Raw genomic sequence first — 14556 nt, forward strand, 5'->3', positions numbered from 1 at the left:
AAGTAGCCGGAACGGCTACTCGCCGGTAGCGGTACCTTCCTTGTCCCGGATGACCCTGGGCACACCCGCGAGGTCCTCGTCGTTGCAGAGCAACTTGAGGTCGTAGTACGGGTTCCCCTTGGTGTCGTCGTAGTCCAGGTGGACCGCGATGACGTCCACGGGTTCGCCCAGCCACTCCTGCGTCTGCCGCAGCCACGCGGCGGCACGTTCGAGGGCGGTGGGCAGATCATCGTCACGGAATTCGACCGGCCGGTACGGAACACCCTGGACCTGGTCCCGGTTGTTCGTCGGCAGCGGCAGGTCGACGGCCACCCCGGATTCGTTGAGATCGAGTTGGATCGTTTCCTCACTCACCGTAGAAGAGTCCCCCACCCTCACCTGGGCTGCAAGCCCGAATCTGGTGGTTGCCGCTCGAATCACCCGTCGACTCACCGCGACGGTGAGCCCCGTCTCAGGTCAGTTCCGTCCGGCACCTGGCGAGAACCTCGTTCGCCAGCAGCGTCCGGGAATGGTCGGTGCCGAGCGCGTTCGCGCACTGCTCGGCGAGTTCTTCGAGCTCGGCGATCGCACGCGGACCGTCGCCGGTGAGAGCGCGGCAGCGGGCCAGGCTGATGCGGCTCAGGAGCGTGTCGCGGTCGTCGGCACCCAGCACCCGGTGCTGATCGGCCGCCAGCGACTCCAGCTCCGCGATCGCGGCGGCCGGGTCGCCCGCTGCCGCACGGCTCGCCGCGAGACCGTGCCTCGACCTCATCGTGCCCCGGTGGGACTCGCCGAGCGTCCGCCGGGAGTCGGCCACCAGCTCCTCCAGCTCCGAGATGCTCGCACCGACCTCACCCGAGCTCGCGCGGGCTCTCGCGAGGTTGTTCCGCACGGAGAGGGTCAGCTCGTCGTTCTGACCGACCAGGCGGAGGCAGTCCTGGAGCAACCGGGTCAGGTCCGCCACCGCGTTCTCGCCGCCGGCGTTGTTGTTGCGGATCATGAGGACCTGCCTGTGGCCGGCACCCAGGCGCCGGCTGGCGAGTTCCAGCAGCAGTCCGTAGTACTCGTGCATGTCGTCCACGAGCCCGGCTGCCCTCAGGGCTTCCCCTTGGTCGAACAGCAGGGGATGGCATCCGGACGACGTCACCAGAGCCGGAAGTGCGACCAGGATCACCGCGGAGGCGTTGGCGTGCAACGGAGACGCCAGGGAGAGGTCGTTCCCTTGTTGCTGGAGTGCCTGGTGCACCGCGTAGGCGGCCATCCACGCAAGCGTCGACCGGGTCCGCAGCGGCACGTCGTCGCGGGCGACCCGCTGCACGAGCGGGTGCAGGGTCACCACCCGGTCAGCCGCGTTCAGGTCCACCAGGCTGAGCCGGTGCAGGCAGTGCAGTGCGTCGGCGGCGTCGTCGGGGCCGACCGGCCGGCCGGTCGCCTCCTCCAGCCAGAACACCGCCGCCTCACCCGTGAGGACGGTCGTCGGGATGCCGTGCGGGTCGAGCAGCGACGCCAGCTGCAGCAGCGGTTCGGCCAAGCCCTGCGGCGTGAGGGAGTTCGCCAGCTCGACCGCCAGCGACCACGTGACGGCGACGGTCGCCCGGTGGTCGTCCGGCAGCGCGGACGGTTCCGGGGCGAGCGCGTCGAGCCGCCTGCTCCGGAACCTGGAGAGGTACTCGGCACAGGTGAGGCCGCGGTCGACGAGGTAGGCCACCGCCTGCGCCAGCGCCAGCGGCAGGTGGCCGAGCGCGTCGGCCAGGTCCTCGGCGCCCGTGCGGAGGTCCGGGTGCGCGGCGAGCTTGGCCGCCAGGTACGACGAGGAGTCCGCCGCGCTGAAGGTGTGGACGTCGACGACGCGGGAGTCGGCGCGCCGCACCGCGGAGTCGCGGCGCTGGGTGGTCACCAGGGTCTGGCCGGAGCCGGGTGGCCACAGGCCCCGCACGGCCGCCGGGTCGACGACGTCGTCGAGCACGACCAGCCAGGTCCGGTTCGCGGTCTGGAGCCAGGACAGGAACTCCTCGGCGGCCGGAACGACGTCCGTGCCGGACGTCACGAGCCGGAGGCACGCGGCGGCCGCGGCGTACGTGTTCAGGATCGCTTCTCGCGTCGTGGCGGAGACCCAGACGACCACGTCGGCGTCGCTGGCACGGGCGTGGTGGGCGGCCGTCTGCGTCTTGCCCACCCCGCTCGTGCCGGTCAGCGTCGTCAGACCGGTGGTGAGCGGCGCGTCGATGAGGCGGTCCTGGTAACAGTCGGCCTGCCGCGGGATCACGCCCACGCGGATCGGGAAGGCCACCTCCGCGGTTGGTGGGTGGAGGTGCACGCCGCCGTTCACGTCGCCGGAGACCTGGACCACAGGCCCGTGGACCACGCCCGTCACCGAGTTGGCGGGGCGGTCCTCCTCGGGCACGGCGCGATTGTACCGTCAGGCTGCTGTGAAGGAGAGTATGCGCAGGTCAGAGCCGGTATAACCGCGTCAGTTGAGACACCCGCGAAAACTCCCTCGCTTCGAACGGCCGTGCGAGCAACCATTCCCTGCATGTACGACATCCGTTTCGCCGAACCTGGCGACCTGAGCGCCACGATGGCGCTGCTCGTCCGGCTCCAGGCCGACAACGCGCACCACATCGGCTACCTCGGTGAGACAGTCGACGAGCTCCGCGCCGAGCTCGGCGAGTTCGAGCCGAGCTGGGCCGACTGCACCGTGGTCGCCACCGACGCCGATGACAACATCACCGGCATGTTCAGCGTCGAGGTCGACAGCGAGCTGGGCCGTGCCTGGTTGCACGGGCCGTTCGTCGACGTGCCGGTCAACCACCCGGCGGGCAGCCGGATCTGGGACCAGACCGCCGACGCGATGTTCCGGAGGGCCGCCGAGATGCTCACCGGCATCACCGACCTCGAGCTGTACGGGCACACCGCCCACCGGCGGCTCGCGGCGTTCGCCGAGCGGCACGGGTTCAGCGCCGGCAAGGCGAGTGCCATCCACGTGCTCGACAACGGGGATCTGCGCACGTTGCTGCTGCGGGACGCGAAGTGCCCCAGCGAGCGTGAGATGCGCGTCCTGCCCACCGATCCGCACGTGCACGAGGCCGTTGCCGTGCTGCACGAGCGATGTTTTCCGCGCACGTACCTGTCCGGCAAGCAGCTCGTCGAGTCCAAACCGGAGAACCGCACCGTCGTCGTCGCCATGGACGGCCGGCGCGTGCTCGGCTACGCCGCGGGCAAGGCGCAGCCCGAGGAGTACTACGTCGACTTCGTGGCCGTGGAACCGGACGTCCGCGGTCAGGGCGTGGGCGCTGCCCTCGTCACCGAACTGCTGTGGAAGCTCGCGGCGGACCACGGTGCACGACCGCAGGCCGCCGCGTCGATCCACGCGGGCAACGAGAGCTCGCAGCGGATGTTCGACCGCCTAGGCTTTCGGCTGCACGTCGAGCTCGTCGCCTACCGGCACACCGCCTGAACGCCCAGCCGGGTGCCGCAGTGACAGCAACCCGCCGACCAGCAACGTGACCGCCACCCCCAGGGGCGTGTTCCACCAGCCGGTCAACGACTTGCGCGTCGCGTCCGCCTTCGCGAAGTCGATCGTCGGGGTGTTCCCGACGAACTTGACGCCCAGGATCACGAACCCGACGACGAGGACCGTCGCCACGAACGCGATGATCGCGTCCGCCTGCGTGACGCGCTTGAAGACCAGGCCGAGGAGGAAGGCCCCGAGCAGCGCGCCGTAGGTGTAGCCGGCGATGCCGAGCGCCTGCACCACGATCGGGTCCGCCGTGGTCTTGTTCGAGGAGGCGAACAGGCCCGCGCAGACGATCAGCAGCCCCGCCCACACCAGGGTCCAGATCCGGCCGTGGCGCAGGCGTTCCTCGTCGGTCATCGGGGTCTTGCGGACGCGTTCGTAGACGTCGGTGACCGTGCTCGACGCCAGCGCGCCCAGCGACGACGACAGCGCCGCGGCCAGGATGCCCGCGATCACGAAGCCGGACAGGCCGCTCGGCATGCTGACGATGAAATGGGCGAACAGCTCGTCCTTGTTGTTCAGCCCCAGGTCCTTCACCGGGTCCACGCCGTTGTAGAACGCCCACATCATCACGCCGATGAACAGGAAGAACGCGAACTGCAGGAACACCACGAACCCGGACGCGATCAGCGCCTTCTGCGCGGCCTTGACGTCCCTGGTCGCCATGAGCCGCTGCACGATCAGCTGGTCGGCGCCGTGCGAGGCCATCGACAGCAGGGCACCGCCGAAGAACGCCGCGATGAACGGGTAGGCGCCCGTCAGCGGTGACGAGGTGAAGTCGAAGAGCTGGAACTTGCCCGCGTCGGCGGCTTTCCCGAACCAGCCGTCGGGCAGCTTGCCGGCCAGCACCCAGATCACGACGAGACCGCCCAGGACGTACCAGAGCATCTGGATCGCGTCGACCCACACGACCGCGCGCACGCCGCCGAAGAAGCTGTAGAACACCATCGCGATGCCCAGCGCCAGCACGATCACCCAGTACGACGCGGTGATGCCGTACTGCGCCAGCACGACCTTGATCGGGATGGCCGTGGCGAAGAGCCGGATGCCGTCCGCGAGCAGGCGCGTGAACAGGAACGTGACGGACGCCGTGGCGCGCATGCCGTTGCCGTAGCGCTGGCCCAGGTACGCGTACGCGGTGACGAGGTCGCCCTTCACGTACCGCGGCAGCAGCACGAACGACACGACGATCCGCCCGACGATGTACCCGAGCGCGAGCGTCAGGTACGTCATGCCGCCCTGCGCGGGCGTCGCCATGTAGGCGATCACGGGCACGCTGAGCACCGTGAGGGTCGACGTCTCCGCCGACACCACCGACAGGCACACCACCCACCACGAGATGCGCTTCTCGCTCACGAAGTAGTCGGTGGCCGACTTCTGCCTGCCGCCGATCCACGTGCCGAGCAACGGCATGCCGACGAGGAACAGGGCGATGATCGCGAGGTCTAGTCCGCGCACTTCGGGTCCCCCATCTTGAGCTTGGTCACGACGGTGCCGTGCGGCTGCGGCATGCGCAACGGCCCGTTGCCGGGAGTGATGCTGCCGAGCAGGCGCGGCCCGGACGCCCCGGTCGCGGACGGCGTGTTGCCCGCGACGCCGTGCCAGGTCAGGAAACCGAGCAGCGCGGCCAGGTAGGCCTCCTTGCCGTCGCGCGGCAGGCCGAGCGCGTCGCTGATCCGCAGCGGGATCGGGTGCAGCGCACGGGTGAGCGCTTCCACGAGCACCGGGTTGCGCATCCCGCCACCGGAGGCGACGACCACGCCGGCGTCGTGCGCGCGGCAGGCGTCCGCGATGGTGCGCGCGGTGAGCTCCACCAGGGTGCGCAGCATGTCCTCGGCCGGGACCGTCGGGAACCCGTGCAGGTACTCGGCGTTGAACAGCTCCTTGCCGGTCGACTTCGGCCACGGCGTGGCGTAGTACGGGTCGGCGAGCAGCTTGCCGAGGATGTCCTCGCGAACGGTGCCGCGGCGGGCGAACTCCCCGTTGGTGTCCTGGCGGCGCCGGCCGTCCGACAGGACCTCGACCACGGCGTCGAGCAGCGCGTTGCCCGGCCCGGTGTCGTAGGCGATGGGCGCGGAGCCCGGCCGCACGACGGTGATGTTCGCGATGCCGCCGATGTTGAGTGCGACGGCGGGCGTGTCGACCATCCCGGCGAGCCACAGCGCGTCGAGCGTGCTCGCCAGCGGCGCCCCGTGCCCACCGGCGGCCACGTCGCGCACCCGCAGGTCGGCGACGACCGGCAGGCCGGTCCGCTCCGCGATCCAGGCCGGCTGCCCGAGCTGCAACGTGCCCAGGCAGTCGCCGTCCTGCACCTCGTGGTGCACGGTCTGGCCGAGCGAGCAGATCAGGTCCGCCGGGAGGTAGCCGGCGGCGACTTCGCCGAAAGCCTGCCCCAGCGACGTGTCGAAGGCGCACACTTCAGCTGCGTCCCGCGGTATCTCCAGCAGGTCCTTCGGGAACGGGTGCTCGGCGTGCTGCACCGGCACGAGCTCGACGACGTCACCGCTGATCGCCAGGTCGGCGACGGCCACGTCGATGCCGTCCATCGACGTGCCGGATATCAGTCCGATCACCCTCACGACGTGTGGTCTATTCCACACCGTGTTCAGGCGCAAGAGCTGCGGTGAAATCTTCGCCTAATTGAGCACTATCTCGTTGACAGGTCACATGCACCGCTGTGAAACGATGCTCCCGTGACGTCTTCCCTGATCCTGATCCTCATCGTCGTCGCGGTCATGCTGATCGCCGCGCTGGTGACCGGCGTGGTGCTGACGCGTCGCCGTCGCATCAGCCTGACCCAGAAGGAGGAGACGCCGCGCCCGGCCGGCTACCAGGCCTCGTCCGGCTTCTCGCTCGCACCGGCCGCGCCGGACGCGTCCGAGGCGGAGGCCGTCGCCCACGCCGAGGCGGAGGTGGTCGCCGAGCCCGTCGCGCCCGTCAAGCCCGTCTCACCCGTCAAGCCCGTCCCACCCGTCGCGCCCAAGCCCGTCGAGCCCGTCGCGCCTGAGCCCGTCGCACCGGTCGACCACCCGGTCGCCGACCGCACCGAGGTCGACGGCCAGCCCGGTGTGGGTGACGACGCCTCCGTGCCGCGCGACTCGGTCAAGCGCGGTTTCGTCGAGGTCGACCTCCCCGAGGAGGCCTCCGAGATCGAGGAGATCGAGCCGACCGCCGGGCGCCTGGAGCGCCTGCGCGGCAAGCTCGCGAAGTCCCGCAGCGGCTTCGGCTCGTCCCTGCTGGGCCTGCTCGGCGCCGGCGACCTGGACGAGGACTCGTGGCAGGACGTCGAGGACACGCTGCTGATCGCGGACCTGGGCGCCGCCACCACGACCGAGATCGTCGACACGCTGCGCACGAAGATCGCCTCCACCGGCGTGCGCACCGAGGCCGAGGCACGTGCGCTGCTGCACTCCGTGCTGGTCGCGGCGCTGGACCCGTCGATGGACCGCTCCCTGAAGGCGCTGCCGCACGCGGGCAAGCCGGCCGTGCTGCTCGTCGTGGGCGTCAACGGCGTGGGCAAGACCACCACCACGGGCAAGCTCGCGCGTGTGCTGGTCGCCGACGGCCGCACGGTGCTGCTGGGTGCCGCGGACACGTTCCGCGCCGCTGCCGCGGACCAGCTGGAGACGTGGGGCAAGCGCGTCGGCGCGGAGACCGTGCGCGGCCCCGAGGGCGGCGACCCGGCCTCGGTGGCGTTCGAGGCGGTCAAGCGCGGCGTGGACACCGGCGTGTCCACCGTGCTGATCGACACCGCGGGCCGCCTGCACACCAAGAAGGGCCTGATGGACGAGCTCGGCAAGGTCAAGCGCGTCGTCGAGAAGCAGGCCGTGGTCGACGAGGTCCTGCTCGTGCTCGACGCGACCACCGGGCAGAACGGCCTGACGCAGGCACGCGTGTTCGCCGAGCAGGTCGCCATCACCGGGATCGTGCTGACGAAGCTGGACGGGACCGCCAAGGGCGGCATCGTGTTCCAGGTGCAGCGGGAGCTGGGCGTGCCGGTGAAGCTCGTCGGGCTCGGGGAAGGCGCGGACCACCTGGCCCCGTTCGAGCCGGGCGCGTTCGTGGACGCGCTGCTGGGCTGAGGTCGTACCTGGCGATTCGGGTGGTTCCTGGGGCTCCGCCCCAGACCCCGACACTCCCAAAGAAGCCCCCGGCGCGATGAGTGGGTTGATGGCACGCCTGTTGCTTTGTGCGGCTGCCGGTTGCGTTGGTGGTTGCGTTGCGGTGGGCGTCTGCCCCGTCTAGCGCACCAGAGCGCGCCAGACCCGAGGAGGGATGTCAAGCAGGCGAAAAGCGTGCCTGCTTGACATCCCTCCTCGGGCCCGGCAGGACGATCGGAGCGCTAGACGGGGAAGCCACCCACCGCGGAACCGCCCGAGAAAAGGCCTTCACGCCTCGCCTTCGGCGTCGGCGTGGCCAAATGCACGTCAGGCGGTGGCGGTCTGGTCCGCCAGCTTCTTCGCCACCGCCAGCACCTCCGGCAGGATGCGGTTCACCGCGTCCTTCGTCAGCCGCCCCTCCGGCCCCGACACCGACACGGCGGCCAGCGTCGGCCCGCCGATCACCGGCACCGCGATGCAGCGCACCCCCAGCTCCTGCTCCGACTCGTCCAGCGCGTACCCCCGCGCGGAGATCTCGTCGAGCGAGTCCAGCAGCTCCGCGGCGTCCGTGATCGTGTTCGGGGTGTAGGCCGGGAGGCCGGTGCGTTCCAGCAGCGCGCGCACGTCGTCGCGGGGGAGCTGCGACAGCATCGCCTTGCCCACGCCCGTTCCGTGCGGCAGCAGCCTCCTGCCGACCTCCGTGAACATGCGCATCGAGTGCTTCGACGGCACCTGCGCCACGTAGACGACCTCGTCGCCGTCCAGCACGGCGAGGTTCGCCGTCTCCTCCACCGAGTCGACCAGGGCCGAGAGGAACGGGCGGGCCCAGGTGCCGTACTGGCGGGAGGCGGTCTCGCCGAGGCGGATCAGGCGCGAGCCGAGGGTGTAGCGGCGGTTGCTGTTCTGGCGCACGTAGCCGAGCGTGACGAGGGTGCGGATGAGACGGTGGATCGTCGGCAGCGGCAGGCCGGAGGACACGGCCAGCTCGGACAGCGACGCCTCACCGCCGGCGTCGGCGAGGTGTTCGAGCAGGTCGAAGGCACGCTGCAGGGACTGCACGCCACCTGTGGACACGTGCGGCTCCTTCCGTTGCCGTTCCGCAATGCAGAAACTATAGTCCACACAGCAAAACCGAGAGAGGTGGCTCCAGGTGCAGGTCCTCACCGCAGAGGCTCTTGAGTTCGTCGCGAAGCTGCACGAGGCGCACGCCGCGCGCCGCGACGAGTTGCTCGCCCGCCGCAAGGACCGCCGGCCGCTCGGCTTCCTGGAGGAGACCAGGGACGTCCGTGAGGGCGAGTGGCAGGTCGCGCCGGCGCCGGAGCCGTTGCGGGATCGCCGGGTCGAGATCACCGGGCCCACCGAGCGCAAGATGACGATCAACGCGCTCAACTCCGGGGCCAAGGTGTGGCTCGCGGACCTGGAGGACGCGAACACCCCGCACTGGGACAACGTGGTGCAGGGGCAGGTGAACCTGTACGAGGCGGCGCGCGAGACGATCGAGTTCACCTCGCAGGAGGGCAAGGAGTACCGGCTCAAGGGCGGGCCGTACCCCACGATCGTCGTGCGGCCGCGCGGGTGGCACCTCGACGAGCGGAACCTGCAGTTCGGCGGGAAGAACGCCGTCGGCGCGCTCGTGGACTTCGGGCTGCACTTCTTCCACAACGCGGAGCTGGGCAAGCCCTACTACTACCTGCCGAAGATGGAGTCGCACCTCGAAGCGCGGCTGTGGAACGACGTCTTCACCACGGCGCAGCAGCTGCTGGGCGTCCCGCACGGCACGATCCGCGCCACGGTGCTCATCGAGACGATCCCCGCCGCGTTCGAGATGGAGGAGATCCTCTACGAGCTGCGCGACCACGCGTCGGGGCTCAACGCCGGACGGTGGGACTACCTGTTCAGCGTCATCAAGTACTTCCGGGACGCGGGCGCGGACTACGTGCTGCCGGACCGCAACAGCGTCACGATGACGGCGCCGTTCATGCGCGCGTACACCGAGCTCCTGGTGAAGACCTGCCACAAGCGCGGTGCGTTCGCCATGGGTGGCATGGCGGCGTTCATCCCCAACCGGCGCGACCCGGAGGTCACGGAGAACGCGCTGCGCAAGGTGCGCGAGGACAAGACGCGCGAGGCGAACGATGGTTTCGACGGGTCGTGGGTGGCGCATCCTGACCTCGTGCCGATTTGCCGTGAGATCTTCGACGGGGTGCTGGGCGACCGGCCCAACCAGGTCGACAAGCAGCGCCCGGAGGTCAGCGTCACCGCGGAGCAGCTGCTGGACTTCACGTCGGCGGGCGGCGCGGCGACGCGGGCCGGGCTGGAGAGCGCCGTGGACGTCGGCGTGCGGTACATCGCGTCGTGGCTGGGCGGCAACGGCGCGGCGGCGATCCACAACCTGATGGAGGACGCGGCCACCGCGGAGATCAGCCGGTCGCAGCTCTGGCAGTGGGTCCACAACTCCGTCGTGCTCGACGACGGCACCCCGGTGACCGCCGACGTGGTCCGCGAGGTGCTGGACCGGGTCAAGGGCGGGGTCGAGGGCGAGCACGTCGCCGCGGCGGCCGAGCTGTTCGAGCAGGTCGCGCTGTCCGACGACTTCGTCGACTTCCTGACACTGCCCGCCTACGAGCGCATCTGATGTACGAGACATCCCTGTCGCCCGACGACGTCGCACGGGTCACGGCGCGGTTGTCCACTGTGGAGCGCAAGGTGCCGGTGGGCCGCCAGCCCGTGCACACGTGCTACGTGCCCGCCGGCCGCCTCATCGGGTCCACGGTCGACGACTGGGGCCGCGAGGCACTGGAGTCCATCGACGAGGACCTGTTGCCGGACCTGCCCGACGGCGTGCTCGACCGGGTCCGCGCGAAGCTGCGCCGGGAACCGGTCGAGGACCTCAGGATCGACTTCGAGGACGGCTACGGTGCGCCCGAGGACGACGTCGAGGACATGGACGCCGAGAGCACGGCGCACATCGTGTCCCGCTGGCTGGAGAACGGGACCGCACCGCCGTCGTTCGGCGTGCGGATCAAGTCCTTCGACACCAGGGCGTCGCGCGAACGCGGGCTGCGCACGCTCGACATCTTCCTGACCGCGCTGGAAGAGGTCCCGCCGGGTTTCGTGATCACGTTCCCGAAGGTCACCTCCGCCGAGCAGGTCGAGGTGTTCGCGGACGTGCTCGACCTCTTCGGCGGCGACCTGCGGTTCGAGATCCAGGTCGAGACCGCCCGGTCCGTCGTGGACGACCAGGGCCGGCTCGCGATCCCGGGGTTCATCGCCGCGGGACGGGGCCGGGTGAGCGGCCTGCACTTCGGGACCTACGACTACACCGCGGACTGCGGGTTGCCTGCGGCGCAACAACACCTGGCGCACGGTGCGTGCGACTTCGCACGGCACGTCATGCAGGTCTCCACGGCGGGCACCGGCGTCCGGCTGTCCGACGGGTCGACCAACGTGCTGCCGGTCGGCAAGCAGAAGCAGCACGGCTGGCTGACCCACTACGAGCTGACCAGGCGGTCACTGGAGCACGGCTTCTACCAGGGCTGGGACCTGCACCCGGCGCAGCTGGTCACGCGCTACGCGGCCGTGTACGCCTTCTACCGGGAGGGGCTGTCCGCGGACGCCCGGCGGCTGGAGGACTACACGCGGCGCGTCGCCGGCGGTGTGCTGGACGAACCCGCGACCGCTCAGGCGTTGTCGGCGTTCTTCCTCCGCGCGGTGGACTGCGGGGCGCTCGACCCGGCCGAGGTGCACGCGGCGACGGGGCTCGACGAAACAGCGCTGCGGGGGCTCGCCGCCCGGTCGGACTGACCGGTGCTCGCCCGTTCAGGTGGTTCTGGCAGCGGGTGTCGACGGGTGTGGGCAATGAGTGCAGGGTGGCTCCCATGAGCATGCGAGCCGGCCTGTGGACCGGGCTGCCGGACCTCGACGCGGCGGAGCACAGGTACCAGGTCGTCGCGTGCGCAGCGGACGTGGACACCCTGATCGGGCTGCTGGGGCGGCCGGAGTGCAACGACGGGTCGCTCGACCACTTCGGCCGGCCGCTCACCCCCGAGGGGGACCCCGACCACAACGTCGTGCTCGCCGTCCGCGGCGGGTGGGGCTACCTGTACTACGTCGACAACGAGTTCATGGGCTGGCCGAAGGGCTCAGCAGAGGCGCCGTACGTGAACGAGAAGTACACGGACTTCCCGCCCGGCGTGGGGGTTCCGCTCGGCCTGTACCGGCAGCTGCTGGTGGAGTTCATGACCACGGGGAAGCGGCCGACCGGGGTGGACTGGTACAGCGAGGCCGACCTGTTCCACTCCTGGCGCGACCAGCAGATGTCGCTGCGCTCGTCCGAGAACCGGTGACGCCCGGCTGAACGCTGGTTCAATGGCTCCATGAAGGCCGTGGTGATCGGTGGGGGAATCGCCGGCTTGCTCGCCGCCAGGGTGCTGACCGAGACGTGCGACGACGTGGTGGTCCTGGAACGCGACGAGCTGTCCGGCGAACCGGAGTACCGGGCCGGGGTGCCGCAGGGCAGGCACGTGCACGGGTTGCTGGTGCGCGGCGGTGAGCTGCTGGAGGAGCTGTTCCCCGGTCTGCGCGAGGAGCTGGTGCTGGCCGGTGCGGAGCTCGCCGACGCGGGGGACATGCGAATCCTCAACCCGCTCGGCTGGCTGGCCGCCGCACCCACGGGCATGCCGCTGCTCTCGCTCAGCCGCCCGCTGCTGGAGACCCGCATCCGCCGCCGGGTCACGGCGCAGTTCATGACCGGTGTGCACGTCACCGGGCTGTCGATGCGCGACGGCGTCGTGGACGGCGTGCTCACCCGCGCCGGCCGGGTGGACGCCGATCTGGTGGTCGACGCGTCCGGCCGGTCGTCGAAGCTGCGGGACTGGCTCGCCGCCGCGGGGATCACCACGCCGGAACCCGAGGTGGTCGACTCCCGCACCGGGTACGCGACCCGGACCTACACCGCACCGGCGGACTTCCCGGTGGTGTACGCGGAAAGCCTGTCCGCACCCGACCTGCGGCGCGGGGTCGCGGCGATGCGCGTCGAGGGCGGCCGGGTCATGGTGACCGCGCAGGGCGCCGCCGGTGACCACCCGCCGCGCGACCCCGAGAGCTACCGGGAGTTCCTGGCCTCGTTGCGGGTGCCCATCACGGAGCTGCTCGCCGGCGCGGAACCGCTCACGCCCGTCTACCTGTTCGCCCGCACGGCCAGCCGCCGCAACGCCTTCGAGGACACCGCGCGGTGGCCGGGCGGGCTGGTGGCGGTGGGCGACGCGGTGTGCGCGTTCAACCCCGTGTACGGCCAGGGGATCACCGTCGCGGCGATGGAGGCGCTGTTGTTCCGCAGCCACGGGGACTTCAGCGCCAAGGGCTGCCGGGACTTCCAGCGGCAGGTCGCGCGGACCACGCGGGGGACGTGGGCGATGTCGAGCAACGCCGACCGCGGCTGGGTGGGGACCAAGCGCGGTGGCCTGCTCGGCTGGTACCTGAAGAAGTGGCAGGCCGGGATCGTGCACGACCCCGACCTGTTCCGCCGCTTCCTCCGGGTCGTGCACATGGTCGCGCCGCCCGCGAGCCTGTTCACCCCGGTGGTGTTCAGAAGGCTGGCAAAGTACTCCAGGCTCGACCGGCGCCGGGGGCGTCGTCCCGCAGCACCGACCCCTCGATGAGGCCGTACGGGCGGTCGGCGGCGTAGAAGACCTCGTTGTCGTTCTCCAGGCCGAACGGGCTGAGGTCCACCGGGAAGTGGTGCTTGTTCGGCATGGAGAGCCGCACCTCCGCGACCTCGGGCCGGGTGTTCAGCACCGCCTCGCCCATCGCGTAGAGGGTCTGCTGCAACGACAGCGAGTGCTTGTCCGCGAACGTCCTCAGCATCGTCGAGCGGATCTCGGTGAACGACGTCGCCCAGTCCACGTCCGTGCCGGTGTACCGCCAGCGCGCGGTCACCGACGTCGCGAGGATGCGGTCGTCGGTCTCCTTCAACGTGGTGTACGGGTCCTTCGGGTAGCCGTGGAACTCCGACCCGGTCGACTTCAGCACCACCAGGTCCCGCAGGCCGGAGACGACCCACGCCTGCGCGCCCTCGATCGTCACGGCCGTGGTGCGCTTCTCGTTCGAGCCCTGCACGAACGCGTGGTCGTGCCCGTCGATGCGGTTCCACGAGTGCTCGTCGACGAGGATCCGCGCACCGGTGATCGGTTCCTGCGAGCCGACGAAGTGCCGGCCGAGCCGCAGCGCGAAGTCCTCGACCTCCCCGACCGGCGCCTCCTTCGCGAAGGCGTAGACGGTGTTCTTCTGCGTGTCGGTGGCGAGCACCTTGGCGTTGTCGCCGGTGAGGTGCGTGTCGGCGAGGTCGCCGCGCAGCGAGGTGCTGACGGTCAGATCCCTGATGGTGTGCACCGAACCGTTGCGCGACACCGTGACGAGGCGGTTCTCCGCCTTGCCGTACTGGTTGGGGCCCAGGACGATGGCCATGTCGATCAGCTCCCCGATCAGCTTCTGCAGCCGCAGCGCGGCGATCTTCGCGAGTTCGTCGTTGACGACGCGGAGTTCGACGTCCGGCGGGTTGTCCATCCGGGAGGACAGGTCGTCGAGCACCTCCGCACCGCTCAGGCCGGTCGCGCACACCAGGTAGATGTGCCCGAACCGATCTTCGTACGCGGCGTTCGCAGCCGCCAGGCGATCAGCCTCACCGCTGTCCACACCGGACTGTTCCGACCGCGACCACCTCGCCGACACCCCGCCACCGCGCTGTCGTTCGCCGATGCGCGGGTGCCCGGCGATGGCACCGAGCACCTCCTCGTCGGAAAGCCCTTGTGCGGCAACCGAAGAAGCCGCGAGGAGCGCATCGACCGACGCGTACGGCCGGCCGTCCAGGATCGCGTCGACCCAGCGGGGTACCGCGAGGCACTCGGTGAGCAGGGGGCGGAGTTCCGACTCCGGGGCGCTGTTGAAGCTCTCCACGGCTCT

12 protein-coding genes and 1 pseudogene are annotated in these 14556 nt (G+C 70.4%); 6 read left to right on the forward strand and 7 right to left on the reverse strand.

What is annotated here, in order from left to right:
• Nucleotides 1-15: 15 nt before the first annotated feature.
• On the reverse strand, nt 16-354 hold the full coding sequence (locus ACVDFE_RS13215) for a hypothetical protein (protein WP_360391070.1): 339 nt from the start codon (nt 352-354) through the stop codon (nt 16-18).
• Nucleotides 355-451: 97 nt separating this feature from the next.
• Nucleotides 452-2383: a DUF7779 domain-containing protein gene (locus ACVDFE_RS13220; protein ID WP_458430597.1), complete on the reverse strand. Its 1932-nt coding sequence runs from the start codon at nt 2381-2383 to the stop codon at nt 452-454.
• A gap of 129 nt (nt 2384-2512) precedes the next feature.
• Between ACVDFE_RS13220 and ACVDFE_RS13225 the strand changes: the two genes are divergently transcribed.
• On the forward strand, nt 2513-3436 hold the full coding sequence (locus tag ACVDFE_RS13225) for a GNAT family N-acetyltransferase (RefSeq protein WP_360391065.1): 924 nt from the start codon (nt 2513-2515) through the stop codon (nt 3434-3436).
• On the opposite strand, the gene ACVDFE_RS13230 is transcribed toward ACVDFE_RS13225, so the two are convergent.
• Together ACVDFE_RS13230 and ACVDFE_RS13235 are read right to left on the reverse strand one after the other, a co-directional pair.
• Nucleotides 3386-4954 carry a sodium:solute symporter gene (locus ACVDFE_RS13230; RefSeq protein ID WP_458430598.1) on the reverse strand — a complete coding sequence of 523 codons (1569 nt, stop codon included), beginning with the start codon at nt 4952-4954 and terminating at the stop codon, nt 3386-3388. The genes ACVDFE_RS13225 and ACVDFE_RS13230 overlap by 51 nt on opposite strands.
• Nucleotides 4942-6075, reverse strand: a complete 1134-nt coding sequence (locus ACVDFE_RS13235) for an anhydro-N-acetylmuramic acid kinase (RefSeq protein ID WP_360391059.1) — start codon at nt 6073-6075, stop codon at nt 4942-4944. Before ACVDFE_RS13235 ends, ACVDFE_RS13230 begins: the two co-directional genes overlap by 13 nt.
• 114 nt (nt 6076-6189) lie before the next feature.
• Here ACVDFE_RS13235 and ftsY point away from each other — a divergent pair, with 114 nt between their 5' ends.
• Nucleotides 6190-7578: a signal recognition particle-docking protein FtsY gene (gene ftsY, locus ACVDFE_RS13240; RefSeq protein WP_458430599.1), complete on the forward strand. Its 1389-nt coding sequence runs from the start codon at nt 6190-6192 to the stop codon at nt 7576-7578.
• Nucleotides 7579-7923: 345 nt separating this feature from the next.
• Here ftsY and ACVDFE_RS13245 read toward each other — a convergent pair whose 3' ends face one another.
• A complete protein-coding gene (locus ACVDFE_RS13245) occupies nt 7924-8670 on the reverse strand; it encodes an IclR family transcriptional regulator (RefSeq protein WP_360391053.1) in 747 nt (248 codons plus the stop codon).
• Nucleotides 8671-8746: 76 nt separating this feature from the next.
• On the opposite strand from ACVDFE_RS13245, the gene aceB reads away from it, so the two are divergent.
• The 4 genes from aceB (at nt 8747) to ACVDFE_RS13265 (ending at nt 13256) form a co-directional block, all read left to right on the forward strand.
• Entirely contained in the window at nt 8747-10231 is a 1485-nt protein-coding gene (gene aceB, locus ACVDFE_RS13250) for a malate synthase A (protein ID WP_360391050.1), read from the forward strand.
• Nucleotides 10231-11400: a DUF6986 family protein gene (locus tag ACVDFE_RS13255; RefSeq protein ID WP_458430600.1), complete on the forward strand. Its 1170-nt coding sequence runs from the start codon at nt 10231-10233 to the stop codon at nt 11398-11400. Before aceB ends, ACVDFE_RS13255 begins: the two co-directional genes overlap by 1 nt.
• Before the next feature lie 74 nt (nt 11401-11474).
• Nucleotides 11475-11942 carry an Imm1 family immunity protein gene (locus tag ACVDFE_RS13260; RefSeq protein WP_458430601.1) on the forward strand — a complete coding sequence of 156 codons (468 nt, stop codon included), beginning with the start codon at nt 11475-11477 and terminating at the stop codon, nt 11940-11942.
• Between the two features lie 30 nt (nt 11943-11972).
• Complete coding sequence (locus ACVDFE_RS13265; RefSeq protein ID WP_458430602.1) at nt 11973-13256, forward strand: FAD-dependent oxidoreductase; 1284 nt, start codon at nt 11973-11975, stop codon at nt 13254-13256.
• On the opposite strand, the gene pucL is transcribed toward ACVDFE_RS13265, so the two are convergent.
• Both pucL and uraD read right to left on the reverse strand, forming a co-directional pair.
• On the reverse strand, nt 13183-14061 hold the full coding sequence (pucL, locus tag ACVDFE_RS13270; RefSeq protein ID WP_360391040.1) for a factor-independent urate hydroxylase: 879 nt from the start codon (nt 14059-14061) through the stop codon (nt 13183-13185). The two genes, ACVDFE_RS13265 and pucL, sit on opposite strands and share 74 nt — an antisense overlap.
• Before the next feature lie 15 nt (nt 14062-14076).
• A pseudogene (gene uraD / locus ACVDFE_RS13275) lies at nt 14077-14550 on the reverse strand (2-oxo-4-hydroxy-4-carboxy-5-ureidoimidazoline decarboxylase); the annotation flags it as partial.
• Nucleotides 14551-14556 lie beyond the last annotated feature (6 nt).

It is taken from the genome of Lentzea chajnantorensis (assembly GCF_054300775.1).

Excerpts from the sequence above, each read along its gene's own strand:
- ACVDFE_RS13225 (WP_360391065.1), top strand. The coding sequence starts at position 2,513 with ATGTACGACATCCGTTTCGCCGAACCTGGCGACCTGAGCGCCACGATG.
- ACVDFE_RS13260 (WP_458430601.1), top strand. The coding sequence starts at position 11,475 with ATGAGCATGCGAGCCGGCCTGTGGACCGGGCTGCCGGACCTCGACGCG.
- pucL (WP_360391040.1), bottom strand. The coding sequence starts at position 14,061 with ATGGCCATCGTCCTGGGCCCCAACCAGTACGGCAAGGCGGAGAACCGC.
- ACVDFE_RS13265 (WP_458430602.1), top strand. The coding sequence starts at position 11,973 with ATGAAGGCCGTGGTGATCGGTGGGGGAATCGCCGGCTTGCTCGCCGCC.
- ACVDFE_RS13255 (WP_458430600.1), top strand. The coding sequence starts at position 10,231 with ATGTACGAGACATCCCTGTCGCCCGACGACGTCGCACGGGTCACGGCG.